This window comes from Pseudomonas tremae (genome assembly GCF_001401155.1).
Lineage (GTDB): Bacteria > Pseudomonadota > Gammaproteobacteria > Pseudomonadales > Pseudomonadaceae > Aquipseudomonas > Aquipseudomonas tremae.
This window is the reverse complement of the sequence record NZ_LJRO01000289.1, coordinates 1-401: the sequence shown is the minus strand read 5'-3', so window position 1 is coordinate 401 and position 401 is coordinate 1. Positions and strand designations below refer to the sequence as shown.

General features: G+C 59.4%; 1 protein-coding gene. It reads right to left on the bottom strand.

Features of this window, described 5'->3' with window-relative positions; genetic code table 11:
- Positions 1–129 precede the first annotated feature (129 nt).
- The coding region (locus tag ALO43_RS16805) for a sigma-70 family RNA polymerase sigma factor (RefSeq protein WP_157062319.1) at positions 130–401 on the bottom strand (272 nt) is incomplete at its 5' end.

The window sequence follows — 401 nt, the reverse complement described above, 5'->3', positions numbered from 1 at the left end:
ATCGCGCGGTCGCTCAATTCCTCTCGGGCAATCGCGCGCGGGCGTTCGTTTTTAGGGCTCACGGTGGTCCTCGGCAATCCTGAAACTGTATCGATAAGAGTCTGGCGGCTTGCCAGCCTGCGGCAGGGTTCAGGGCGGGTCAAGCCTTGAGAGGACGCCTACGCAGATGGCCATGATCAGTTTCAGTTCTTTCTGGACAGTACTGGCGGAGACCTGAAGCTGCTCGGCGATTTCCAGATAACTGCGGCCATCGAGGCGGCTGAGGGTAAAGATTTTCTGCTGACGCGGGCTCAACGTACTCAGGCTGGCACTCAGGTTTTCAAGCAGGCGCTTGGCATGCGCAGCGTCCTCAGGCGAGCCCATCTGGGCTACGACGCTTTCGAGTTGGGCGGGTGAGACAT